25 protein-coding genes are annotated in these 21,325 nt (G+C 67.9%); 9 read left to right on the forward strand and 16 right to left on the reverse strand.

The window, feature by feature from the left end:
• Positions 1 to 72 precede the first annotated feature (72 nt).
• From rlmM to ACVOMC_RS03005, 4 genes are all read right to left on the reverse strand, one after another.
• Positions 73 to 1,125 (reverse strand): 23S rRNA (cytidine(2498)-2'-O)-methyltransferase RlmM, encoded by a 1,053-nt coding sequence (rlmM, locus tag ACVOMC_RS02990; protein WP_481522788.1) that lies wholly within the window; start codon positions 1,123 to 1,125, stop codon positions 73 to 75.
• 73 nt (positions 1,126 to 1,198) lie between these two features.
• Complete coding sequence (locus tag ACVOMC_RS02995; protein ID WP_481522789.1) at positions 1,199 to 1,759, reverse strand: nucleoside deaminase; 561 nt, start codon at positions 1,757 to 1,759, stop codon at positions 1,199 to 1,201.
• Entirely contained in the window at positions 1,759 to 2,145 is a 387-nt protein-coding gene (locus ACVOMC_RS03000) for a hypothetical protein (RefSeq protein ID WP_481522790.1), read from the reverse strand. The genes ACVOMC_RS02995 and ACVOMC_RS03000 overlap by 1 nt, the downstream gene beginning before the upstream one ends.
• A 91-nt stretch (positions 2,146 to 2,236) precedes the next feature.
• The gene (locus tag ACVOMC_RS03005; protein ID WP_481522791.1) at positions 2,237 to 3,994 is read right to left on the reverse strand and encodes a glutamine--tRNA ligase/YqeY domain fusion protein; all 1,758 of its coding nucleotides are present in this window, start codon (positions 3,992 to 3,994) and stop codon (positions 2,237 to 2,239) included.
• 100 nt (positions 3,995 to 4,094) lie between these two features.
• Here ACVOMC_RS03005 and ACVOMC_RS03010 point away from each other — a divergent pair, with 100 nt between their 5' ends.
• From ACVOMC_RS03010 to ACVOMC_RS03030, 5 genes are read left to right on the forward strand one after another with little or no spacing between them, the layout of a single operon-like run.
• Positions 4,095 to 4,337 carry a hypothetical protein gene (locus ACVOMC_RS03010; protein WP_481522792.1) on the forward strand — a complete coding sequence of 81 codons (243 nt, stop codon included), beginning with the start codon at positions 4,095 to 4,097 and terminating at the stop codon, positions 4,335 to 4,337.
• The gene (locus ACVOMC_RS03015) at positions 4,328 to 4,594 is read left to right on the forward strand and encodes a putative signal transducing protein (RefSeq protein WP_054659847.1); all 267 of its coding nucleotides are present in this window, start codon (positions 4,328 to 4,330) and stop codon (positions 4,592 to 4,594) included. Before ACVOMC_RS03010 ends, ACVOMC_RS03015 begins: the two co-directional genes overlap by 10 nt.
• A 30-nt stretch (positions 4,595 to 4,624) precedes the next feature.
• The gene (gene msrA, locus ACVOMC_RS03020) at positions 4,625 to 5,275 is read left to right on the forward strand and encodes a peptide-methionine (S)-S-oxide reductase MsrA (RefSeq protein WP_481523059.1); all 651 of its coding nucleotides are present in this window, start codon (positions 4,625 to 4,627) and stop codon (positions 5,273 to 5,275) included.
• 4 nt (positions 5,276 to 5,279) lie between these two features.
• Positions 5,280 to 5,648: an NAD(P)H-dependent oxidoreductase gene (locus ACVOMC_RS03025; RefSeq protein WP_481522793.1), complete on the forward strand. Its 369-nt coding sequence runs from the start codon at positions 5,280 to 5,282 to the stop codon at positions 5,646 to 5,648.
• A complete protein-coding gene (locus ACVOMC_RS03030; RefSeq protein WP_481522794.1) occupies positions 5,636 to 5,788 on the forward strand; it encodes a hypothetical protein in 153 nt (50 codons plus the stop codon). The genes ACVOMC_RS03025 and ACVOMC_RS03030 overlap by 13 nt, the downstream gene beginning before the upstream one ends.
• A gap of 93 nt (positions 5,789 to 5,881) precedes the next feature.
• On the opposite strand, the gene ACVOMC_RS03035 is transcribed toward ACVOMC_RS03030, so the two are convergent.
• From ACVOMC_RS03035 to ahpC, 5 genes are all read right to left on the reverse strand, one after another.
• Positions 5,882 to 6,847, reverse strand: coding sequence for a transaldolase (locus tag ACVOMC_RS03035; RefSeq protein ID WP_481522795.1), 966 nt, complete (start codon positions 6,845 to 6,847; stop codon positions 5,882 to 5,884).
• 36 nt (positions 6,848 to 6,883) lie between these two features.
• On the reverse strand, positions 6,884 to 7,309 hold the full coding sequence (gene rnk, locus ACVOMC_RS03040) for a nucleoside diphosphate kinase regulator (RefSeq protein ID WP_054660658.1): 426 nt from the start codon (positions 7,307 to 7,309) through the stop codon (positions 6,884 to 6,886).
• 171 nt (positions 7,310 to 7,480) lie between these two features.
• Positions 7,481 to 8,395: a LysR substrate-binding domain-containing protein gene (locus ACVOMC_RS03045; protein WP_481522796.1), complete on the reverse strand. Its 915-nt coding sequence runs from the start codon at positions 8,393 to 8,395 to the stop codon at positions 7,481 to 7,483.
• Positions 8,396 to 8,471: 76 nt separating this feature from the next.
• Positions 8,472 to 10,070 carry an alkyl hydroperoxide reductase subunit F gene (ahpF, locus tag ACVOMC_RS03050; RefSeq protein WP_481522797.1) on the reverse strand — a complete coding sequence of 533 codons (1,599 nt, stop codon included), beginning with the start codon at positions 10,068 to 10,070 and terminating at the stop codon, positions 8,472 to 8,474.
• A 226-nt stretch (positions 10,071 to 10,296) separates the two neighbouring features.
• A complete protein-coding gene (ahpC, locus tag ACVOMC_RS03055; RefSeq protein ID WP_054660843.1) occupies positions 10,297 to 10,860 on the reverse strand; it encodes an alkyl hydroperoxide reductase subunit C in 564 nt (187 codons plus the stop codon).
• A 303-nt stretch (positions 10,861 to 11,163) separates the two neighbouring features.
• Between ahpC and prmC the strand changes: the two genes are divergently transcribed.
• Positions 11,164 to 12,006 carry a peptide chain release factor N(5)-glutamine methyltransferase gene (gene prmC, locus ACVOMC_RS03060; protein WP_481522798.1) on the forward strand — a complete coding sequence of 281 codons (843 nt, stop codon included), beginning with the start codon at positions 11,164 to 11,166 and terminating at the stop codon, positions 12,004 to 12,006.
• Positions 12,007 to 12,214: 208 nt separating this feature from the next.
• Complete coding sequence (gene pip, locus ACVOMC_RS03065) at positions 12,215 to 13,159, forward strand: prolyl aminopeptidase (RefSeq protein ID WP_481522799.1); 945 nt, start codon at positions 12,215 to 12,217, stop codon at positions 13,157 to 13,159.
• Between the two features lie 67 nt (positions 13,160 to 13,226).
• On the opposite strand, the gene ACVOMC_RS03070 is transcribed toward pip, so the two are convergent.
• The 4 genes from ACVOMC_RS03070 to ACVOMC_RS03085 are packed head-to-tail and all read right to left on the reverse strand — an operon-like array spanning position 13,227 to position 16,072.
• Positions 13,227 to 14,024 (reverse strand): N-formylglutamate amidohydrolase, encoded by a 798-nt coding sequence (locus ACVOMC_RS03070; protein WP_481522800.1) that lies wholly within the window; start codon positions 14,022 to 14,024, stop codon positions 13,227 to 13,229.
• Entirely contained in the window at positions 14,017 to 14,568 is a 552-nt protein-coding gene (locus tag ACVOMC_RS03075) for an NUDIX hydrolase (RefSeq protein WP_054659947.1), read from the reverse strand. The genes ACVOMC_RS03070 and ACVOMC_RS03075 overlap by 8 nt, the downstream gene beginning before the upstream one ends.
• On the reverse strand, positions 14,565 to 15,512 hold the full coding sequence (locus ACVOMC_RS03080) for a 5'-3' exonuclease (RefSeq protein WP_096144951.1): 948 nt from the start codon (positions 15,510 to 15,512) through the stop codon (positions 14,565 to 14,567). The genes ACVOMC_RS03075 and ACVOMC_RS03080 overlap by 4 nt, the downstream gene beginning before the upstream one ends.
• Positions 15,500 to 16,072 carry a nitroreductase family protein gene (locus ACVOMC_RS03085; protein WP_481522801.1) on the reverse strand — a complete coding sequence of 191 codons (573 nt, stop codon included), beginning with the start codon at positions 16,070 to 16,072 and terminating at the stop codon, positions 15,500 to 15,502. The genes ACVOMC_RS03080 and ACVOMC_RS03085 overlap by 13 nt, the downstream gene beginning before the upstream one ends.
• A 315-nt stretch (positions 16,073 to 16,387) precedes the next feature.
• Between ACVOMC_RS03085 and ACVOMC_RS03090 the strand changes: the two genes are divergently transcribed.
• Together ACVOMC_RS03090 and ACVOMC_RS03095 are read left to right on the forward strand one after the other, a co-directional pair.
• Positions 16,388 to 18,688: a DUF1631 domain-containing protein gene (locus ACVOMC_RS03090; RefSeq protein ID WP_481522802.1), complete on the forward strand. Its 2,301-nt coding sequence runs from the start codon at positions 16,388 to 16,390 to the stop codon at positions 18,686 to 18,688.
• 66 nt (positions 18,689 to 18,754) lie between these two features.
• Positions 18,755 to 19,858, forward strand: a complete 1,104-nt coding sequence (locus ACVOMC_RS03095; protein WP_481522803.1) for an NAD(P) transhydrogenase subunit alpha — start codon at positions 18,755 to 18,757, stop codon at positions 19,856 to 19,858.
• 59 nt (positions 19,859 to 19,917) lie between these two features.
• On the opposite strand, the gene ACVOMC_RS03100 is transcribed toward ACVOMC_RS03095, so the two are convergent.
• From ACVOMC_RS03100 to ACVOMC_RS03110, 3 genes are read right to left on the reverse strand one after another with little or no spacing between them, the layout of a single operon-like run.
• The gene (locus ACVOMC_RS03100; RefSeq protein WP_425480570.1) at positions 19,918 to 20,334 is read right to left on the reverse strand and encodes a DUF3106 domain-containing protein; all 417 of its coding nucleotides are present in this window, start codon (positions 20,332 to 20,334) and stop codon (positions 19,918 to 19,920) included.
• Positions 20,335 to 20,339: 5 nt separating this feature from the next.
• Complete coding sequence (locus ACVOMC_RS03105) at positions 20,340 to 20,687, reverse strand: hypothetical protein (protein ID WP_481522804.1); 348 nt, start codon at positions 20,685 to 20,687, stop codon at positions 20,340 to 20,342.
• On the reverse strand, positions 20,684 to 21,211 hold the full coding sequence (locus tag ACVOMC_RS03110; RefSeq protein ID WP_054657974.1) for an RNA polymerase sigma factor: 528 nt from the start codon (positions 21,209 to 21,211) through the stop codon (positions 20,684 to 20,686). The genes ACVOMC_RS03105 and ACVOMC_RS03110 overlap by 4 nt, the downstream gene beginning before the upstream one ends.
• Positions 21,212 to 21,325: the final 114 nt, after the last annotated feature.

Below are 21,325 nucleotides of genomic sequence, written 5' to 3' on the forward strand. Positions count from 1 at the left end.
TGTGCCAGAGGCGTGAGGCGCTGCCGAACGCGGTTACGCCGGCAACCGTGCGCGCCCACGCCAGTGGCCGGCTCAGCGCCGCGACGCGGGGGTGGCGAACACCGTGATCTCTTCACGGTCGTGATAGAGCTGCTTGGCGCGGATTGTCAGCGGCCTGCCGGCCTGGTCGGCGAACAGGTCCAGGCACAGCTGGGTCTCGTCCCAGCGCTTTTTCATCGGCAGCTTGAGATTGAAGATGGCGTGCCTGCACCAGCCCTCGCGGAACCAGGTGGCCATGCGTTCGGCCACTTTGCGCGGCTGTTCGACCATGTCGCAGACCATCCAGTCCAGCGGGGTTTCCGGCTTCCAGTGGAAGCCGTCGGCGCGCAGGTGTTCGACCAGGCCGGTGTCGAGCACGTGCTGGCGCAGCGGGCCGTTGTCGATGCTGGTCACCTTCAGGTGCTGACGGGTCAGCACCCAGGTCCAGCCGCCGGGGGCGGCACCCAGATCGGCCGCGCGCATGCCGGGTTTGACCAGCGCTTCGCGCTCTTCCGGGGTGAGCAGGGTCAGCAGGGCCTCGTCCAGCTTCAGTGCCGAACGCGAGGGCGCATCGGGCAGCAGTTTCAGGCGCGGAATGCCCAGCGGCCACGGCGCGCTGTCGCGGGTGTCGGCGACGGTGACGAAGGCGTGGGTGCCATCGACGAAGACGATATGCAGGCGCGGCAGTTTGCCGTTGGCCTTGTCGGTGAGCAGGCCGGCCTTGCGAAGCGCCGGGCGCAACGCATTGCCGAAGCTGCGGGCCAGCCCGGCCAGCGGCTTGCCGGCATCCGAATCGGGATGTTCCACCCACAGGTCGCCAAAGCGCGGCTGGCCGTCCAGCGCGGCGATGATCGGGGTGATGCGGTCGGCCGGGTCCAGCTGCGGCAGTTCTGCCAGCACCCGCAGTTTCTGCCGGGCGAAGATCAGCTCGCGCCAGTCCAGGCGTTGGTCCAGCGCTTCGGCGTCGTCGGTGACGAACAGCACATAGCCATCGTTGCGCTGGGTGCGCGCGTAACCGGCAATGCCGGCCAATCCCGCGCGCTGGGTGAGTTCTCCGGCCAGTTCCGGTTCAAAGCCCTGACGGCAATAGCACAGCAGGCCGGTCATTGTGATTCCTTGGGGATGCGGGGGTTGGGGTTGCCGGCGCGGCAGAGGGGACGACGCCGGCAGGAGACCGGGCTCAGTAATGCGCGCCGTTGCTCAGGCCATAGCGGTGCAGCACCGCGCGGGCGGCCTCGCGGTTGAGCCCCTGCACGACGTCGATGCCGCGCCTGTTCAGTTCGCCCACCCAGTCGGCCGGCAGCGGGCCTTCGTCGAACGGGGTCAGTTCCTCGACATCGGTCGAGTTGGCGCCGATCAGCAGGCGGTCGATGCCGGCCCACACGGTGGCGCCGTAGCACTGGCAGCACGGCTGCGAGGAGGTGGCCAGGGTGACCGGCGACAGCACCGCGTTCAGGCGCGGGGTCTGCAGGCGCTGCTGGGCCAGCATGTAGGCCATGTTCTCGGCGTGGGCCAGCGAGGTGCTGTGCGGCACCACGCGGTTCACCGCCGCGGAGATGATCCGGTCATCCGGACCGAACACCGCCGCACCGAACGGGCCGCCGGTTTCCGCCTCCACGTTCAGGCGCGACAGCTCGATCGCCAGGGCGACCTTGGCTTCGTCGCCGGGATAGGCGCGCTCGCTGTCGATGGCTTCGTGGATCCAGGCGGGAAGGGTGAGGTGGACTTGCGCGTACAGCATCAGTGGTCGGTTTCCGGGTTGGTCGTGAGCGGGCGGCGCAGTGCATCGGCCGGGGCCGGATTGCTCCGGCATTGGCCCTGGATGCAGCGGCAGCCCTGGATTTCGGTGAAGCCACACACGCCCATCATGCCCTGTGCCTGGCAGCGTGCCTGAACCCCTACCGGATCGACCGGGCTGGCGACATTGACGCAGGCCGGATACGCGCCGCAGCAGTTGCCGACATTCTTGACCGTGCAATCGGCGTCGCTGTGGCAGCTGCGGTCGATCACCACCGCCGGCGGCGACGAGGCTTCGGGGCGGGCCGGGAGGGTTTGGGGGGGGGCCGGGGCGCCGCAGGCGGCGAGTGCCCACAGCAGCAGAATGAGCAGGACGGGCAGACGGACCATGGCGGCTTCCTGTTCCAGGACGGGGCCATGGTAGCCCCGTCGCGGGAAAGGAAGCGGTCGCCGCGGCAGGGCGGCGACCGGTCCATGCAACTCAGCCGGCGGTCCAGGTGTCGCGCAGGGTCACGCTGCGGTTGAACACCGGCTTGGCCGCGGTGTGGTCGTGGCGGTCGGCCACGAAGTAGCCGGTGCGCTCGAACTGGAACGACTGCTCCGGTGCGGCGCTGGCCGCGGCCGGCTCGAGGTAACCGGTGACGACCTTGCGCGATTCCGGATTCAGATAGTCGCGGTAGGTCTTGCCTTCGGATTCGTCATCCGGGTTCTGCACCGAGAACAGGCGGTCGTACAGGCGGATTTCCGCTTCCACCGCGTGCTGCGCGCTGACCCAGTGGATGGTGCCCTTGACCTTGCGGTTGGCCCCTTCCATGCCCGGACGCGACTCCGGGTCCAGCCAGCCACGCAGCTCGACCACGTTGCCGTCGGCGTCCTTGATCACCTCGTCGACGCGGGCGATACCGGCGCCACGCAGGCGGATCTCGCCGCCCGGCACCAGCCGCTTCCAGCCCTTCGGCGGGACTTCGGCAAAGTCCTCGCGCTCGATCCACAGCTCGCGGCCGAACGGCATCTCGCGGGTACCGAAACTCTCGTCCTTGGGATGGTTGCTGAAGGTCAGCGTTTCGGCGTGGCCCTCGGGCAGATTGGTCAGCACCAGCTTGAGCGGGTCGATCACCGCCATGCGGCGCGGCGCGGCGCTGTCGAGCACCTCGCGCAGGGCGCCTTCTAGCACGCTGAAATCGATCAGCGAGTTCTGCTTGGAAATGCCCACGCGCTCGGCGAACAGGCGCATCGCTGCAGGGGTGTAGCCGCGGCGACGCAGGCCCTGCAGGGTCGGCATGCGCGGGTCGTCCCAGCCATCGACCAGGTTCTCGGTGACCAGCGCCATCAGCTTGCGCTTGCTCATCACCGTGTAGTTGATGTTCAGGCGCGAGAACTCGATCTGACGCGGCTTGGCCGCTTCGCGCGGCAGGCCCTTGTCCACCAGCGGCTGGGTCAGCTCCGGGCTGTTGGCAAAATCGACGTTGTCCACGCACCAGTCGTACAGCGGGCGGTGGTCTTCGAATTCCAGCGTGCACAGCGAGTGGGTGATGCCTTCCAGCGCGTCGCCCAGGGCGTGCGCGTAGTCGTACATCGGGTAGATCGGCCACGCGTTGCCGGTGTTCTGGTGCTCGACGTGCTTGATCCGGTAGATCGCCGGGTCGCGCAGGTTGATGTTGCCGCTGGCCATGTCGATCTTGGCACGCAGGGTGCGGGTGCCATCGGGGAACTCGCCGGCGCGCATGCGCCGGAACAGGTCCAGGTTTTCCTCGACGCTGCGCTCGCGGTAGGGCGAGTTGCGGCCCGGTTCGGTCAGGTTGCCGCGGTAGGCGCGCACTTCCTCGGCCGACAGGTCGCACACGAACGCCTTGCCGTCGCGGATCAGTTTCTCGGCGGCCAGGTAATAGGCCTCGAAGTAATCGGAGGCATGGCGCAGCTCGTTCCATTCAAAGCCCAGCCAGCGCACGTCGTCCTGGATCGCGGCCACGTATTCGGGGTCTTCGCGGGCCGGATTGGTGTCGTCAAAGCGCAGGTTGCACACCCCGGAGAACTCGCCGGCGATGCCGAAGTTCAGGCAGATCGACTTGGCATGGCCGATGTGCAGGTAGCCGTTGGGCTCGGGCGGGAAGCGGGTCTTGATCGCGGTGTGCTTGCCGCTGGCCAGGTCCTCGCGGACGATCTGGCGGATGAAGTCCCGCTTTTCGGCAGGAGCGTTCTCCGGCGTGGCGTCGGCGGTGGGATGCAGGTTCTCGGACATGGAGGCACAGCGGTTTTGGGAGACGGCAAGTTTAGCCGAGCCGGCCGCCGCCTGCCGCTGGAAGGCCTATGCTGGAGCTTCCCGCCACCACGGAAAGTCCATGGATCGCTCCCTGCTGGTGATGGGCAGCAAGCACCGCGCGACCCGGTCGCTGCGGTTGCGATATGCCGGCGGGGCGGGCGGTGCGTTCGTGTTTGGCGGGTTGGGCATCGTCGATACGGTGTTCACCCCGGCTGTGGCGCGCTTTGACGGCTTCAGGGCCGCCGGCGGCGGCCGGGGAAACCGGACGGCTGGCGGTCACCGCTGCGCCGGCCACGTGGAACGGAGAGGACGATGCAACTGATCTACCAGACCAACAACCTGTTCGACGCGCATCTGGTCAAGCATGCGCTGGAGGATGCGGGCATCCCGGCATTCGTGTTCGGCGAATCGCTGCTGGGCGCCGGCGGCGAGCTGCCGCTGTTTGGTGTGCTGCGCGTGTGTGTGCCCGATTCGGCCCGGCCCGAGGCCGCGGCGATTGTCAGCGCGCTGGGCTTGGACGAAGGCCCTGCTGACCCCATTGGTGATAACGATGAAGCGCCGGGATTCCTCCCGGCCTGAGGAGCGGACATGTTGGGAATCGGCCAAGGGGTGTTGGGGATCGGCGCGTTCAAGCAGCGGCTGCCGCGCCCGGAAGATGCACTGCCGGGGCGTGATGCGCCGCTGCCGCTGCATAACGTGCATTTCGTCAACGGCCAGCCGCTGCAGGCCGATTTCACCGGTCTGGACGTGCTGGATGTCGGCCTGGGCTGTTTCTGGGGCGCCGAGCGCAAGTTCTGGCAGCTGCCGGGCGTGGTCACCACTGCGGTGGGCTACCAGGGCGGTGTGACCCCGAATCCGACCTACGAGGAGGTCTGTTCCGGGCTGACCGGGCATACCGAGGTGGTGCGGGTGGTGTTCGATCCGGCGCAGGTGTCGCTGGAGACGGTGCTGCGCACGTTCTGGGAGAACCACGACCCCACCCAAGGCATGCGCCAGGGCAACGATACCGGCACCCAGTACCGCTCGGCGATCTACTGCCACAGCCAGGTGCAGCTCGAACTGGCGCTGGCCAGCCGCGATTCCTACCAGCAGCAGCTGGACGCGGCCGGCTATGGCCCGATCACCACCGAGATCGCGTTCCCGGCGCCGCCGTTCTACTACGCCGAGGACTACCACCAGCAGTATCTGGCCAAGAATCCGGGCGGCTATTGCGGCATCGGCGGTACCGGCGTGAGCTGCCCGCTCGGGCTGGGCCTGTGAGCTGATGGGCGCGGCGCCGCGGCAGCTGCTTCTGGTTTGGCACTCCTTCACCGGGGCCACACAGGCGATGGTGGAAGCGGTGGCCGCCGGCGCGCGCGAGGCGGCCGGCGAGGCGGTGCAATTGCGTCTTCTGCGCGCGGCCGAGGCCGGAGCGGAGGATGTGCTCAGCGCCGATGCGGTGCTGTTTGCCACGCCCGAGACGCTGGCCTCGATGAGCGGGGCGATGAAGGATTTCTTCGACCGCAGCTATTACCCGCTGCTGGGCCGCTGCGACGGCAAGCCGTTGCGCTGCTGGTCTGCGCCGGCTCCGACGGCCAACCGACCATCGCCCAGCTGCGTCGTATCGCGCTGGGATTGCGCTTGCGGGAGGTAGCCGAACCGCTGCGGGTATGCACACAGGCGCAGACCGCCGAGGCGATCTGCGCGGCCAAGACGCTGCCTGCAGAGCAGCTGGCGCGGGGCCATGAACTGGGCGCGCTGCTGGCTGCCGGCCTGGAACTGGGAATTTTCTAGCGGGCAAAAAAAAAGCGATGTGTGCTGCGCGCGGACCTTTGGGCAAGGCCGCCGCAACCCACATCGCTTCTTGATGCAGCGTGTTGCCTGGACTCAGCGCGCCAGTTCGTCGGCGATGCGCGCGCGCAGGGCCTGCAGGTCCTTGGCAAACGCGTCGATGCCGGTGGCCAGCTTCTCGGTCGCCATCGGATCGGCGGCCAGATCGGCGTCGAACCGGGCTTGATCGATCGCGGCGGCATTCACCGCTTCCGCAGCACCAGCAACCAGCTTGCGCGGCAGCTCGCCGAAATCGGCGTCCAGCTTTTCCAGCAGATCCGGGGAAATGGTCAGGCGGTCGCAACCGGCCAGCGCCTCGATCTGCGCGGTCGAGCGGAACGAGGCGCCCATCACCACGGTCGGCGAGCCGCGGCGCTTGAACTCGGCGTAGACGCCGCGCACGAACTTCACGCCCGGGTCCTCGTCGATGCTGGCCGGGGTCTGGCCGTTGGCCACATACCAGTCGAGGATGCGGCCGACGAACGGTGAAATCAGGAACGCACCGGCTTCGGCACAGGCCAGGGCCTGGGTCGGGTTGAAGATCAGGGTCAGGTTGCAGTCGATGCCCTCGGCCTGCAGCACGCGCGCGGCTTCCACCCCGGCCCAGGTCGCGGCGATCTTGATCAGCACCTTGCTGCGGGGCACGCCGGCGGCCTCGTACATGGCGATGAACTCGCGCGCCTTGGCAATCGTCGCCTCGGTGTTGTGGGCCTGGTCGGCATCGACCTCGGTGGAGACGCGGCCCGGCACGAGCTCGGCCAGCATCGTGCCCACGCCCACGGTCAGGCGGTCGACCACGGCCTTGGCCACCTCCTGCACGTCACCGGACTGGGTCCGGCCCCACTGCAGCTCGCGCTCGATCAGGCCGGCGTAGACCGGCAGGTCGAGGGCTTTCTTCACCAGCGTGGGGTTGGTGGTGCAGTCCACCGGCTGCAGGCGTTTGATCGCCTCGTAATCACCGGTATCGGCGACGACGACGGACAGTTCGCGCAGCTGGGCGAGTTTGGAGGGGGCTTGGGTCATTGCATGTTCCTGTACAGCGGTGCCGGCGCGGGGCGCTCAGCGGTGGATGTCGCCAGCGGCTTCGGGCTGGTAGTGGACGGCGGTCACGCGCAGGCGCAGCTGGCGGCCACCCGGGGCGGTCCAGTCGATGGTCTGGCCAATGGCCAGGCCCAGCAGGGCGCTGCCGACCGGTGCCAGCACCGACACGCGGCCCTTGTCGAAATCCGCTTCGTGCGGATAGACCAGGGTCAGGGAATGGGTTTCATTGTTCAGTTCGTCTTCGCAGTCGACGCGCGAATGCATGGTGACGATGCCTTCGGGAATTTCTTCCGGCGGCAGTACCTGGGCGCGCTCCAGCTCCTGGGACAGGGCGATGGCGGCCGGGTGCCGGCTCAGGGCCGGGGAATCGAGCAGGGCCTCGAGGCGGGCCATGTCACGGACGGAAACGATGATCGACGGCGGCAGACCGCTGTGGCTGGTCATGGGATATTCCTTATCTGGTGAAAAAAACAAGCAAAAGGCGACGTCTTGTCGACGCCGCCCGGGCACTATTGTGCTGGTATCGGGGGCCAGAAAGCGACCCTGCAACGATCATGGGGCCGCTCAGGCCCGGATGCAATGCAGGCCGGGTCGCGATTCAGTCTGGACGCCTGTTCAGTCAGGGTCGGCGCACAGCAGTCCGGCCGGCAATTGTTTGAACACCGCCGCCAGTTGCTGCAGGAACGCGGCCATGGCCGAGCTGCGGCGCCAGACCATGGCGATGCGGCGGTTGGGCAGCGGCGTGCCGTCGAAGGGGACCAGCCGGATGTTGGGTGAGCGGGCCACCGGCGGCTTCACCGCCAGCATCGGCAGCAGGGTCACGCCGACATTGGCCGCGACCATCTGTCGCAGGGTTTCCAGGCTGGTGGCCTGGAATTCGGATTTTTCCAGCGCGCCGGCCAGATGGCAGACATCCAGCGCCTGGTCGCGCAGGCAGTGACCGTCTTGCAGCAGCAGCAGGCGCTGTTCGGCCAGATCATCCAGGCGCAGCGAGGTGCGGGCGGCCAGCGGATGGCCTTCGGGGGCGGCCAGCACGAACGGTTCCTCGAACAGGAACTCGGTGTGCAGCTGCTCGTCGTTGACCGGTAGCGCCAGCAGCGCCGCGTCGAGCTGGCCGTTGCGCAACTGCGCCAGCAGCACGTCGCTCTTTTCCTCCACCAGCAGCAGCTCCAGCTGCGTGAAGCGTTCGCGGATGCCGGGAATCACATGCGGCAGCAGGTACGGGCCCAGCGTGGGGAAGATGCCCAGCCGCACGGTGCCGGCTTCCGGGTCGCGCGAACGGCGGGCGGCTTCCTTCATCTGCTCGACCTCGGCCACGATGCTGCGCGCCCGCATCGCCGCCTCGCGCCCGGCCGGCGTCAGCATCACCTTGCGCGGCGCCCGTTCGACCAGCGACACGCCCAGTTCCTCCTCCAGTTTCCGGATCTGGGTGGACAGGGTGGGCTGGCTGACAAAACACGCCGCCGCGGCGCGGCCGAAGTGCTTGTGCTCGGCCAGCGCCACCAGATACTTGAGGTCACGCAGGTTCACAGTGGACTCCGTTCACGTGGGCGCCGGGTGCCGGCGCCGACAGAGCGACGCCTCGCGGGGCGGGGCGTCGGAGGGTTCAGGCGGTTTCCACCACCGCGGTGGCCGCCGCCGGCTGCGGTGCGGAGCTGCGGATCAGGTGATCGAACGCCCCCAGTGCGGCGGTCGAGCCGGCGCCCATGGCGATGATGATCTGCTTGTACGGCACCGTGGTGCAGTCGCCGGCGGCGAACACGCCCGGCACACTGGTCTGGCCGCGCTCGTCGATGACGATCTCGCCCCGGTTGCTGAGTTCCACCGTGCCGCGCAGCCACTCGGTGTTGGGCAGCAGGCCGATCTGCACGAAGATGCCTTCCAGCTCGACCCGGTGCGAATCGCCGCCGACGCGGTCGGTATAGACCAGGCCGTTGACCTTCTGGCCGTCGCCGAGCACTTCGGTGGTCTGCGCGTTGAGGATCACCTTCACATTGGGCAGGCTGTACAGCTTGTCCTGCAGCACCTGGTCGGCACGCAGCTTGCTGTCGAACTCGAACACGGTGACGTGGCTGACGATGCCGGCCAGGTCGATGGCCGCCTCGACGCCGGAATTGCCGCCGCCGATCACCGCCACGCGCTTGCCCTTGAACAGCGGACCGTCACAGTGCGGGCAGTACGCCACGCCCTTGTTGCGGTACTGGTCCTCGCCCGGCACGTTCATCTGCCGCCAGCGGGCGCCGGTGGACAGGATCACCGTCTTGGATTTCAGCGAGGCACCGTTCTCCAGCTGTACTTCGACCAGACCATCGGCACCGGCCGGCACCAGCGTGGTGGCGCGCTGCAGGTTCATGATGTCCACCTCGTACTCGCGCACGTGGGCTTCCAGTGCGGCCGCCAGCTTGGGGCCCTCGGTGTGCTGCACCGAGATGAAGTTCTCGATCGCCAGGGTGTCCAACACTTGTCCGCCGAAACGCTCGGCAGCGACACCGGTGCGGATGCCCTTGCGCGCGGCGTAGATCGCCGCGGCCGCGCCGGCCGGACCGCCGCCCACCACCAGCACGTCGAATGCGCCCTTGGCCTTGATCTTCTCGGCCTCGCGGGTTGCCGCGCCGGTGTCGAGTTTGGCGACGATCTGCTCCAGGCTCATGCGGCCGGAGTCGAACATCTGGCCACCCTGGAACACCATCGGCACGGCCATCACCTGGCGCTGTTCCACTTCCTGCTGGAACGCCCCGCCCTCGATCACCGTGGTGCGGATCTTCGGGTTGACGATCGCCATCAGCGCCAGCGCCTGCACCACGTCCGGGCAGTTGTGGCAGGTCAGCGACATGTAGACCTCGAAATCGAACGCCTGATCGATGGCCTTGATGCTGTCGATCACGTCCTGCGCCACCTTCGGCGGATGGCCGCCGGTCCACAGCAGGGCCAGCACCAGCGATTCGAACTCGTGGCCCAGCGGCAGGCCGGCAAAACGCACGCCATGGTTCTCGCCTTCGCGGGCGATCACGAACGAGGGGGTGCGGGCATCGGTGCCGGTGGCATCGAGCGTGATCTTGCCGTTGCCGGCGGTGACGATGTCGTCCAGCAGGCCGCGCATGTCCTGGCTGGCGGCGCTGTCATCGAGCGAGGCGATCAGGCGCAGCGGTTGGCGCAGCAGGCCCATGTACTGCTGCAACTGGGTCTTGAGGGATTCATCAAGCACGGCGCAACTCCTTGGATCGGGGCAAAACGGGGGGGGAGGGCACGGTTGCGGGGCAACGTACCGGTTGAAGTAGGGGTGAACCGCACCGGACTTTTCCGGCTGGCCTGCACGCCGCTGGCTGGCGTCAAACCCGGTGCGGTTCACCCCCACGCCCGCCGCACAGGCGGGGTGGGAGTGCCCGTGAGAGGAGCCGGATTTCCGGCCCCTCGCCACGGAGCTGCGGCGCTTAGATCTTGCCGACCAGGTCCAGCGACGGGGTCAGGGTCTTCTCGCCTTCCTTCCACTTGGCCGGGCAGACCTGGTTCGGGTTGGCGGCGGTGAACTGGGCAGCCTTCAGCTTGCGCAGGGTCTCGGAGACGTCACGGGCGATCTCGTTGGAATGGATTTCCATGGTCTTGATCACGCCTTCCGGATTGATCACGAAGGTGCCGCGCAGGGCCAAGCCTTCTTCCGGAATGTGCACGCCGAAGGCGTTGGTCAGCTGGTGGGTCGGGTCGCCGACCAGCGGGAACTGCGCCTTGCCCACGGCCGGCGAGGTTTCATGCCACACCTTGTGCGAGAAGTGGGTGTCGGTGGTGACGATGTAGACCTCGGCACCGGCCTTCTGGAACTCGGCGTAATGCTCGGCGGCGTCTTCGATCTCGGTCGGGCAGTTGAAGGTGAACGCTGCCGGCATGAAGATCAGGACCGACCACTTGCCCTTCAGCGAGGCGTCGGTGACTTCGATGAACTTGCCGTTGTGGAACGCGTTGGCTTTGAACGGCTGAACCTGGGTGTTGATAAGGGACATTGAAGATTCCTCTGGGTTGAAGGGGTGGGGTGAAGCATTGGAGCAAAGACTAATAGGCGGGATCTTATAAAACAAATGAATTGAATGCATCGGATCAATAGGTTGATGCTATCGATCCCGTTTCATCCACTGCCCACGCGGCCTGATATCGGGGGCGTTACCGGGTTTCCAAGGCGGTTCCGGCTGAACCTGAATGATCTGGCATAGGCAGGCTTTATCCATCGCCCCGCGATGGCGGTAGGCAGCGCCGGGCGCGGTGACTATCCTCGCCCCCTTGGAAAATTCCCGCGAAGAGGTAGAGAAGTGTCCACGGTGAAGGTTGCCGAGCTGTTGCGGGAAGCCGCTACGCGTCTGTCCGGTGAAGACGCCCGCCATGAGGCCGAACAGTTGCTGCTGCATGTGCTGGGGGTGGAGCGGGCCTGGCTGTTCGCCCATGCCACCGACGCGGTGGCCGACGAGGCCCGGCAGCGGTTCGAACTGCTGCTGCAGCGCCGGGCCGAGGGCCATCCGCTGGCTTATCTGACCGGCCGGCGCGGTTTCTGGACGCTGGACCTGCAGGTCAATACCGCCACGCTGATCCCGCGCCCGGAAACCGAGCTGCTGGTGGAACAGGCGCTGGCACGGTTGCCGGCCGATGACATGGTGCGGGTGGCCGACCTGGGCACCGGCAGCGGTGCGGTGGCCCTGTCCATCGCCAGCGAGCGCCCGTTGGCGACGGTGATGGCCACCGACGTGCTCGGCCCGGCGCTGGCGGTGGCGGTGAAGAATGCGCAGGCGCATGGGCTGGACAATGTCTGGTTCCGTCGCGGCCACTGGTACGCGGCGCTGGGCGCGGACCGCTTCGACATGATCGTCAGCAATCCGCCGTATATCGCCGCCAACGATCCGCATCTGCAGCAGGGCGACCTGCGTTTCGAGCCGCCGCCGGCGCTGGCCTCGGGCGCCGACGGGCTGGATGCGATCCGCGAGATCATCAGCGGCGCGCACGAACACCTGGTGCCCGGCGGCTGGCTGCTGCTCGAACACGGCCGGGACCAAGGCGCCGCGATCCGTGACCTGCTGGCGCAGGCCGGTTTCACCAGTCCCGGGACCGTGCAGGACCTGGAGCGGCGCGACCGGGTCACGCTGGGGCGTTGGCCTGGCTGATATCCGGCGGCGCGGCTGTGGCGCATGGACTACAGCGACACGTGGCGGTTGCGCCAGGCGCGCCCGCGGTTCGACGGATGGCTGCTGCGGGATCGGATCACCGCGGCCCGCGCTCCGTCGCGTTGGTGTCCCGCCGGAGGGGCACTGAGCGGGCAGTCGTCCCCGGGCGCTGCGCTAGACTGTGGGGCCTGTTTCCAGCGAGGTTGCCATGCGCACGCTCTATCCGGCCATCGAGCCCTACGACACCGGCACGCTCGCCGTTGACGACCGCCACACCCTGTATTTCGAGCAGTGCGGCAATCCGAACGGCAAGCCGGTAGTGATGCTGCACGGCGGCCCCGGCGGCGGCTGCACCACCAAGATGCGCCAGTTCCACGACCCGTCCAGATACCGCATCATCCTGTTCGACCAGCGCGGCTCGGGCCGTTCCACGCCGCACGCTGATCTGGTGGATAACACCACCTGGGACCTGGTCGCCGACATCGAGAAGCTGCGTGAGCAGCTCGGCGTCGAGAAGTGGCAGGTGTTCGGCGGCAGCTGGGGCTCGACCCTGGCGCTGGCCTATGCGCAGGCCCACCCGCAGCGGGTCACCGAACTGGTGCTGCGCGGCATCTTCATGCTGCGCCGCTGGGAACTTGAATGGTTCTACCAGGAAGGTGCCAGCCGCCTGTTCCCGGATGCGTGGGAGCACTACCTCAAGCCGATTCCGGCAGTGGAGCGGCATGACCTGATCTCCGCCTTCCACCGCCGCCTGACCAGCGAGGACGAAGCCACCCGTCTGGCTGCCGCACGCGCCTGGAGCGTCTGGGAGGGCGCGACGAGCTTCCTGCATGTGGATGACGACTTCATCAACAGTCACGAGGATCCGCAGTTCGCACTGGCCTTCGCCCGCATCGAGAACCACTACTTCGTCAACGGCGGTTTCTTCGAAGTGGAAGACCAGCTGCTGCGCGACGCGCACAAGATCGCCCATATCCCGGGCGTGATCGTGCACGGCCGCTACGACGTGGTGTGCCCGCTGGCCAATGCCTGGGACCTGCACAAGCTCTGGCCCAAGGCGCAGCTGCACATCACTCCGGGCTCGGGCCATTCGGCGTTCGAGGCCGAGAACGTGGACGCGCTGGTGCGCGCCACCGATGCGTTCGCCGCCTGAGCGGATGCGCCACTGAAGTGAAAACGGGCGGCCTGGGCCGCCCGTTCGCGTTTCCGGCCGGGTTCGCTCAGGCCAGGGCCAGCAGGGCTGGCTGCAGGGCGCGGAAGATCCGCTCCAGGCGCGCCGCCCAGGCGTGCTGGCCGGCGGCCCCGGCGATCAGGTCCTGGCGGATCTCCAGTTCCACATGCACCAGTCCGCGGCCTTCGCCGTGCACCGGCACCGCGTAGTCGCTGTTGCTGTTGACCGAATACGGCTGGTTGTCGCCGACCACCAGGTCGCCCTCGTCGCGCAGCGCCCGCAGCAGGGCCTGGGCGAAGCGGGTATCGCGGTGGTACAGCACGCCGGCGTGCCAGGGGCGCTGTACGCCGTCCATCGCCGGGGTGAAGCTGTGCATCATCACCAGCAGCGTCGGCAGGCCGGCGTCGCGTCGGCGCGCCAGTTCGGCTTCGATGCGGGCGTGGTAGGGCGTGTGGATGGTGTCGATGCGCTGCCGGCGCTGCGCCTCGCTCAAGCCGAGGTTGCCGGGAATGGTGGTGCCGTCGCTGGTTTCCGGAATCAGCGTCGGTGACGCCAGCGGCCGGTTGCAGTCGATCAGCAGGCGCGAATAGGTCTGCTCGATCGCCCACGCATCCAGCCGCCGCGCCAGTTCACGGGTGGTGCCGGCGATGCCGATATCCCAGCCGATGTGGCGGTCCAGCTCGTGCGGCGGCAGCCCGAGATTTTCCAGCGTCGCCGGCACGCATTGGCCGGCATGGTCGGCCAGCAGCAGGAAAGGCGAGCGGCCGTGCGGGTTGTGCACGGTGAACACGGCCGGATCGCTGCTGCCCAGCAGCGGGACGGGGCGGGTATTGCCCGAATCAGCCACGTGGGGTGCCATCCAGATGGTGTTCGATCATCCACAGCCCGGCCCAGAGCTTGGCGTCCAGCTCGTAGCCTTCGCCCATCTTCTCCACCAGCCAGGCGGCGGCGCGGGCACGCGGGATCTCGTGCACGGTGATGTCCTCGCTGCCATCGCCACCGCCGGCACCGACCTTGCGCAGGCCGGTGGCGCGGACGAAGGCGATCTTCTCGCTGCTGGCGCCGGAGGAGGTGGGGCCGATCATCAGCACCTCGGCGTGCGCGGCGGTCCAGCCGGTTTCCTCTTCCAGCTCGCGCACCGCCGAGGCCTCGATCGACTCGCCGGCGTCGATGTCGCCCACCAGCCCGGCCGGCATCTCGATGGTGCGCGCCTGCAGCGGCACGCGGAACTGTTCGACGAACAGCACATTGTCGGTCGGGGTGACGGCGATGATGATCGCCGCCAGTCCACCGGCATGGGTGCGCTCGGAATATTCCCAGCTGCCCCGCACCAGCATGCGCTGGTATTTGCCTTCATAGACGACGCGGGGTTCTGCGGTGTTGTGATTCATGCGAACTCGTTGACGGAAGCGGGAGGGGATTCCAGTCCGGCCGCGGCCAGCAGCCGGCGCCGGGTCATCGGGCCGAAACGCAGCGCCTCGCACAGCCCGCCGAGCATGTCGGCATCGGCCTGGGTACGGAGGAAGCCGGGCTGCGCGGTGGCCAGCGGCGCGTCCACGGCAATGGTGGTCAGCTGGCGGAAAAGCAAGGCCTGCTCGCGCTGCTCACGCAGGCGCGTGGCCATCGTGGCCGCACCGCGCAGGCGCAGGAACGGCACCTCGTCGATGCGTTCGAGCAGCGTGTCCAGGCTGCCGAAATGCGCCAGCAGCACCGCTGCCGATTTGGCGCCGATACCGGACACGCCGGGAATGTTGTCCACCGCATCGCCGCACAGCGCCAGGTAGTCGGCAATCTGATGGGCGTGCACGCCGTGCCGGGCTTTCACCCCGGCCGCGTCCCAGCGCTGGTTGCGCGCGTAGTCCCACTGCTGGTCGTGGTCGCCCAGCAGCTGCGAGAGGTCCTTGTCGGCGGAGATGATCACTCCGCGCAGCGGGTGCGCGCGCGCCGCATGCAGCGCGCTGCCGATCAGGTCATCGGCCTCGTAGGCGCGGTCGCCCAACACGTTCAGGCCCAGCGCGGCGCACAGTGCCTTGCAGTGGGCGAACTGGCGGCGCAGTTCTTCCGGGGCCGGATCGCGGTTGGCCTTGTAAGCGGGGTAGAGCTGATGGCGGAAGCCGCTGTCCAGCGCCTCGTCGAACGCCACGGCGATGTGCCGTGGACGCTCGCGTTCGAGCAGGTCCAGCAGAAAACGGGAAAAGCCATGTACCGCATTGACCGGCCAGCCCTGGCTGTCCTGGAAGTCGTCCGGCATCGAATGCCAGGCGCGGAAGATGTAGATGCTGGCATCGATCAGGTACAGCGGTTGCGGCACGGCGGCTGCGTTCACGCCTGCCAGTCCTGCAGCAGCACCGCCGGATCGGGGCGGTCGCGTTCGGGTGCCTGCAGCTTCGGTGTACCGATATGGATGAAGCCGACAATGCGCTCGTCTTCGGTCAGACCCAGATATCGCGCCACTTCCGCGTCATAGGCCATCCAGGCGGTCAGCCACTGCGCACCGAAGCCGAAGCCCTGGGCGGCCTGCAGCAGCGCAAAGCAGACGCAGCCGGCGGTAAGCAGCTGCTCCTGCGGTGGCACCTTGTCCTCCTGCAGCCGCGCGATCACGGTGATGATCAGCGGGGCGTGCGAGAAGCGCAGGCGGTCTTTCTCCACCGCGGCCTCGGCCACCTGCGGGTTGCGCTCGCGGCTGCGGCGGGCGAGGAATTCGCCCAGATTGTGACGGGCATCGCCGCGCAGGCGCAGAAAACGGAACGGCACCAGCTTGCCGTGGTCGGGTACGCGGACCGCCGATTGCAGCATGCGCAGCACGGTGGCGTCGTCCGGAGCGGGGGCCTCCAGCAGCCGTGAGGGAACCGAGCGGCGCTGGTCCAGCGCTTGCAGGAAGCAGTTGTCGGGCATGGGGGCTCAGACAGGGAAAACGGCCATCGATTATAGACGTCGGGGCTCTCGGGGCCGGTTGTGACGGGCTGCCCGCCAATTCTGTGCACTGCGTCCGCATGGCTGAATGTGCGCAGATTCGCCAACAACCGGCGTGCCGCTTAGCATGGCACTCCATACCGGGACGCCGGTCACGAGGTGCGAAGTGCGCACTCCATCACTGACCCTGTTCAGCTTTCCCGCCTACCATGTGCGGGCGGAAACAGGGATAGCGTCCGTCCACTCTTATCTGATACCCAACAACCGAGCGTTTGTCCGGGTGTGGAGCTGTTGCGCATGATGTCCAATCCGCATCCGTCCGGGCACTCCGGGCAAAACCGGGCGCTGCTGGTGCAGGTGCGCAATGCCGTGCTGCCTGCGCTGGGGGCTTCTTTCGGCAAAGTGCTGGCCGGTTTTGACGATGCCCTGTTCGATCGCGCGGAAGGTGCCGGCGCATCCCAGCTGTTGTTCCTGGACGGCATGCGTGAACTGCGTCGTCGCCGGGAGGAAATTGGCACCCTGTTCAACACCCATCTGCGCAAGGCGTGGGATGCGTTGGAGGCGGGTACCGTTCAATCGGCTGAAAGCGTACTGGCCGGTCAGACCGAGGGTGGGCTGAGTCTGGTACCCGAACATGTGCTCGAATCGCGGCTGGCGGTGCGCAATTTCGCCACCGTGCTGCTGCGCGACTGGAAGCCGGTGCTGGCCCGGATCGACCGCCGCCTGGCCTGGATCGGGGGCGTTGCCGAACTCGATGCCGATACCAACCCCATTGGTGCCGAGCACATCGGTGTGGCCGTGCACGAGGCGTTTTCCACCTGTGATCTGGCGCCGGAAGTGCGTCTGGTGCTGATCAAGCTGTGCGAGCGCGAGTTCGCGCACATGATCGGCAAGGTCTACCAGAGCCTGGACGAGCAGCTGGCGCAGGCCGGCGTGATGCCGGAGATTTCACAGCCGCGCCGCGCCGCGCCGCGGCCGGCCGCGCAGGTACCGTCGGCGTCTGCCGCGGAGACCGGAGAGGACCTCTACGATCCGCAGCAGGCCCCGGCGTGGGCGCGCCGGTTTGTCGATCGCTGGAGCCAGCGGCGCGGTGCGATGTCGGCCGCCGAGTCCGGCGGATATGGCGCTGGTCATGGCGAGCCAGGCGCCGGTCCCGCCAGCCCTGCCGTATTGCTGGAGGCGCTGCAGGAACTGTTGGCGCAGACCCGCCACGTACGCGAGGACGCCACCGCGGCCGCGCAGGTGGCGGTCGGCCAGCAACGGCCGCTGAGCCAGCGCGAAATGATGTCGGTGCTGTCGCTGCTGCAGGCCACCCCCAGTGCCACGCTGCGTGCGGCGGTGGGCGAGGACGGCGAGTCGCTGGCGCAGCGCCTGAAGAGCGAGGTGCTGTCCGGTGCCACCCAGCTGGGCGTGGACCCGAGCCAGGCCCGGCTGGACCCGCAGGACGAGGATGCGATCGATCTGGTCGGCATGCTGTTCGACGTGATGCTGGACGAGCGTGAGCTGGAAGGCCGCTCGCGCGAACTCATCGGCCGTCTGGTGGTGCCGTTCGTCAAGGTGGCGCTGCTGGACCGGCGGATGTTTGTGCAGAAGACCCACCCGGCGCGCAAGCTGCTCAATTCACTGGCCGAAGCCTGTGAGGGCAATACCGGCGAAAGCCCGGCCGAGCGGGTGCTGATGGGCAAGGTCGAGGAGATCATCGAACGCCTGATTGCCGAGTTCAACGAGAACCTGGCCATCTTCCTGACCCTGGAAGAAGAATTCCGCGACTTCCTGGGCCAGCACCGCCGGCGTATCGAAATCGCCGAGCGTCGTGCGGCCGAGACCCAGCGCGGCCAGGAAAAGCTGGAACTGGCGCGCACCCGTGCTGCCGCCGAGCTGGAAAAACGTCTGGCCGGCGCGCCGTTGCCCGGTGCCATCGCCGATTTCCTGCGCCAGCCGTGGAGTCATCACCTGACCCTGAGCCTGCTGCGCGAAGGCGAGAGCGGCGAGGGTATCGACGAGGCGCTGGCGTTGGCCGACACGATGCTCGAAGAAGTGGCCGAGGCGCGCCGGCATATCGTCGGCAAGCTGTGGCTGCAGACCAGTCAGCCGGTGTTGCGCAAGGTGTTTGCCAGCGTCGGTCTGCACGGCGAGGCCAGTGTGGTGGCCATCGACGCGCTGCATGACACCTTGCAGTCCATCGCCGAGGCCCGTCCGGAACTGGAGCGGCCGTTGCCGGAACTGCCGCAGGTGGCCTTGCCCACTCCGCCGGCCCCGGAGAATCCGGCCATCGAACTGGGCGCAGCCGCGCACGCGCAGGATTTCGACCACACCGATGCCGACCGCTTCCGTCATATGGAAATCGGCACCTGGCTGGATTTCGTCGACAAGGATGGCAAGGTCCAGGCCGGCAAGCTGTCGTGGGTGAGTCCGATCTCCTCGCGACTGCTGTTCGTCAACCGCCGCGGGGTGCGTTTCTGTGTGGCGTCGCCGGAGGAACTGGCGGTGATGGTGCGGCTGGAGCGGCTGCGCCCGCACATGGACGATGGCGCCTTCGACAGCGCGATGCAGGGCGTGATCGACCGGCTCGATCCGCAGACCGCCACGCTGCACTGATTCCCTTCACCGGCGGCGGCTTTGCTACGATCCGGGGCGGCAGATGACTGCGCATCGGGGACGGGTATGGCCGTTGATGTAAGCGTGTTGAAAGAAGCTGCACAGGGCGAGCGGCGGGTGGCCGCCACGCCGGAAACCGTCAGGAAACTGCTGGCCGCCGGTGCCCGGGTGCATGTCCATCCCGGAGCTGGCAGCGCTGCCGGTTTCACCGACCAGGCCTATCGCGAGGCCGGTGCGCAGATCAGCGATGCGCTGGAATTGGCCGATGTGGTGCTGTGTGTCCAGGCACCGCCACCGCCGACCATCGCCCGGCTCAAGCCCGGCGCGGTGCTGGTGGGCATGCTGCAACCGCAGGCCGATCCCGCGCGCGCCGACGCACTGCAGGCCCGCCAGTTGCAGGCTTTTCCGCTGGAAAAATTGCCGCGCACCACGCGTGCGCAGGCCATGGATGTGCTCAGCTCCCAGGCCGGCATGGCCGGCTACAAGGCGACCTTGATCGCCGCGCAGCTGGCGCCGCGGTTCTTTCCGATGCTGACCACGGCCGCCGGCACCATCCGTCCGTCCAGGGTGCTGGTGGTGGGGGCAGGGGTGGCGGGTCTCCAGGCCATTGCCACCGCCAGACGTCTGGGCGCACAGGTGGAGGGTTTCGATGTGCGTCCGGAAACCCGTGAACAGATCCAATCGCTGGGCGCAAAATTCCTGGATCTGGGCGTCAGTGCGGCCGGTGAGGGCGGCTATGCGCGGCAACTCACCGAGGACGAGCGGGCCGAACAGCAGCGCCGCTTGGCCGAGCATCTCAAGAGTGTGGATGTACTGATCTGCACCGCCGCGGTACCGGGCCGGCCGGCGCCGCGCATCATCAGCGCCGCGATGGTGGCCGGCATGAAGCCCGGTAGCGTGATCGTCGATCTGGCCGCGGAAACCGGCGGCAACTGCGAAGCGACGCAGCCGGGGCAGACGGTGGAGGTGGGCGGCGTGACCGTGGCCGGCCCGCTCAATCTGGCCAGCATGGGCGCGGTGCATGCCAGCGAGATGTACGCGCGCAACGTCTACAACTTCGTGGCGCTGTTCCTCAAAAATGGCGCGCTGGCTTTCGACTGGAACGACGAGCTGCTGGCCAAGACGGTGTGGCCTGCGCGCCCGGCCGGCGGCGAGATTCCGCCGGTCTGAGCCTCCCCTCCCGGAGAGGGCAGCTGTGCCGGCCCGGCCGGCGCAGCCGGGCTCAGGGCTCAGGGCTCGGAACGCGCCGGTGGCGGATTGGCCTGCACCCACTGCCGGCGCTGTTCGGGCGTCATCTTGTGCCACTGCTCGCGCAGCTGCTGGCGCTGCTGCTTGTCCATGCCGCGCATCCTGGCGAACAGCGCCTGCGCGTCGCGCCGCTGCTCGGCCGTCATGTGTTCGAACCGGTGCATGCCACGGCGGGCCTGTTCGCGCTGCTCGGGTGTCATCTGCTGCCAGCCGCGGGCGTGTTCGTACATGCGCTGGCGGCGCTCGGGCGACGCGTTCCAGCGGTCGCGGACCGGGGCGATCAGGGTTTCGCGCTGGGCGGGAGTGAGTTGCTCCCATTCGGGCAGCGTCTGGGCGGCCAGCGGGGCGCTCAGGCACAGCAGCAGCGGGATCAGCACGCGGGGCAGGGAGGTTGTCATCGTCTTCATTCCATCGCCAGGGCGTCCGAGCCCAGCCACAGGTACAGCTCCGGGCTCTGCTCGAACAGCAGGGTGTCATCGGGGATATCGCCGGCATCGTCCGCCAGCACCGGCGCGGCGGGCGGCGGGGCGCGGTCGAACTGCAGCGCCGCGGTAACGGCAAGCACCGCCGAGCAGGCGGTGGCCAGCCACCAGCCGCGGCGTCGCCAGGGGGATGTCGCCTCAGCCGCATTGGCCTGTCGGGCACCCCGCAGGCGGGCCAGGGTGTCGTGCGACAGCGCGCCATTGGCGTGCTGCTGCAGCAGCTGCAGCCGGTGGTCGAACTGATCGGGGGGTGTGGGCAGGCGGTTCACCGCGTGGCCTCCAGTTGTTTCTGCAATGCGTCGCGCGCGCGCGACAGGTGGGTTTTGACCGAGCCTTCCGAACAGCCCATCGCTCTGGCGGTGGTGGCCACATCCAGCTCCTGCAGCACGCGCAGGCTGAAAGCTTCGCGCTGGCGGGCAGGCAGCCGCCGCAACGCCTGCACCAGCCGCGCGTAGTCCTCGCGCTGCTCGTGCGCCTGTGCCGGACCGGCGGCGTGGTCGGCCCAGTCGATGGCACTGTCCTGGTCCTGTTCGTCCTGCGGTGCCCAGAACTTCAAGCGGAAGCTGCGGCGCCGCTGCAGGTCGATGATGCGCCGGCGAAGGATGCTCCAGAACAGCGGGGTCCATTCCTCGGGCGGCTGGTCGCGGTAGCCGAGCATCCGCTCCATCGCGTCCTGCACCGCGTCCAGCGCGTCCTCGCGCTGGCGCAGACCGGCCTCGGCGAAACGGAAGGCGCGCGGGCCGACCCCGGCCAGAAATACGTCCAGCGAGGCCGGTGCCGCGGCAGATGGCATCAGGGGTGGACTGGTCACCAGCACAGGGTAGCGTTCCGGGGGGTTCTGGATGGAATAACGCCCGGGCGCCGGATCGGTTGACACGGCAGTGGTCGCCTCGGCTTTCGTTGCATG

Source organism: Stenotrophomonas sp. STEN014 (genome assembly GCF_056760315.1).

Excerpts from the sequence above, each read along its gene's own strand:
- rlmM (WP_481522788.1), bottom strand. The coding sequence starts at position 1,125 with ATGACCGGCCTGCTGTGCTATTGCCGTCAGGGCTTTGAACCGGAACTG.
- ACVOMC_RS02995 (WP_481522789.1), bottom strand. The coding sequence starts at position 1,759 with ATGCTGTACGCGCAAGTCCACCTCACCCTTCCCGCCTGGATCCACGAA.
- ACVOMC_RS03000 (WP_481522790.1), bottom strand. The coding sequence starts at position 2,145 with ATGGTCCGTCTGCCCGTCCTGCTCATTCTGCTGCTGTGGGCACTCGCC.
- ACVOMC_RS03005 (WP_481522791.1), bottom strand. The coding sequence starts at position 3,994 with ATGTCCGAGAACCTGCATCCCACCGCCGACGCCACGCCGGAGAACGCT.
- ACVOMC_RS03010 (WP_481522792.1), top strand. The coding sequence starts at position 4,095 with ATGGATCGCTCCCTGCTGGTGATGGGCAGCAAGCACCGCGCGACCCGG.
- ACVOMC_RS03015 (WP_054659847.1), top strand. The coding sequence starts at position 4,328 with ATGCAACTGATCTACCAGACCAACAACCTGTTCGACGCGCATCTGGTC.
- ACVOMC_RS03025 (WP_481522793.1), top strand. The coding sequence starts at position 5,280 with ATGGGCGCGGCGCCGCGGCAGCTGCTTCTGGTTTGGCACTCCTTCACC.
- ACVOMC_RS03035 (WP_481522795.1), bottom strand. The coding sequence starts at position 6,847 with ATGACCCAAGCCCCCTCCAAACTCGCCCAGCTGCGCGAACTGTCCGTC.
- rnk (WP_054660658.1), bottom strand. The coding sequence starts at position 7,309 with ATGACCAGCCACAGCGGTCTGCCGCCGTCGATCATCGTTTCCGTCCGT.
- ahpC (WP_054660843.1), bottom strand. The coding sequence starts at position 10,860 with ATGTCCCTTATCAACACCCAGGTTCAGCCGTTCAAAGCCAACGCGTTC.
- pip (WP_481522799.1), top strand. The coding sequence starts at position 12,215 with ATGCGCACGCTCTATCCGGCCATCGAGCCCTACGACACCGGCACGCTC.
- ACVOMC_RS03075 (WP_054659947.1), bottom strand. The coding sequence starts at position 14,568 with ATGAATCACAACACCGCAGAACCCCGCGTCGTCTATGAAGGCAAATAC.
- ACVOMC_RS03085 (WP_481522801.1), bottom strand. The coding sequence starts at position 16,072 with ATGCCCGACAACTGCTTCCTGCAAGCGCTGGACCAGCGCCGCTCGGTT.
- ACVOMC_RS03090 (WP_481522802.1), top strand. The coding sequence starts at position 16,388 with ATGATGTCCAATCCGCATCCGTCCGGGCACTCCGGGCAAAACCGGGCG.
- ACVOMC_RS03095 (WP_481522803.1), top strand. The coding sequence starts at position 18,755 with ATGGCCGTTGATGTAAGCGTGTTGAAAGAAGCTGCACAGGGCGAGCGG.
- ACVOMC_RS03100 (WP_425480570.1), bottom strand. The coding sequence starts at position 20,334 with ATGACAACCTCCCTGCCCCGCGTGCTGATCCCGCTGCTGCTGTGCCTG.
- ACVOMC_RS03110 (WP_054657974.1), bottom strand. The coding sequence starts at position 21,211 with ATGCCATCTGCCGCGGCACCGGCCTCGCTGGACGTATTTCTGGCCGGG.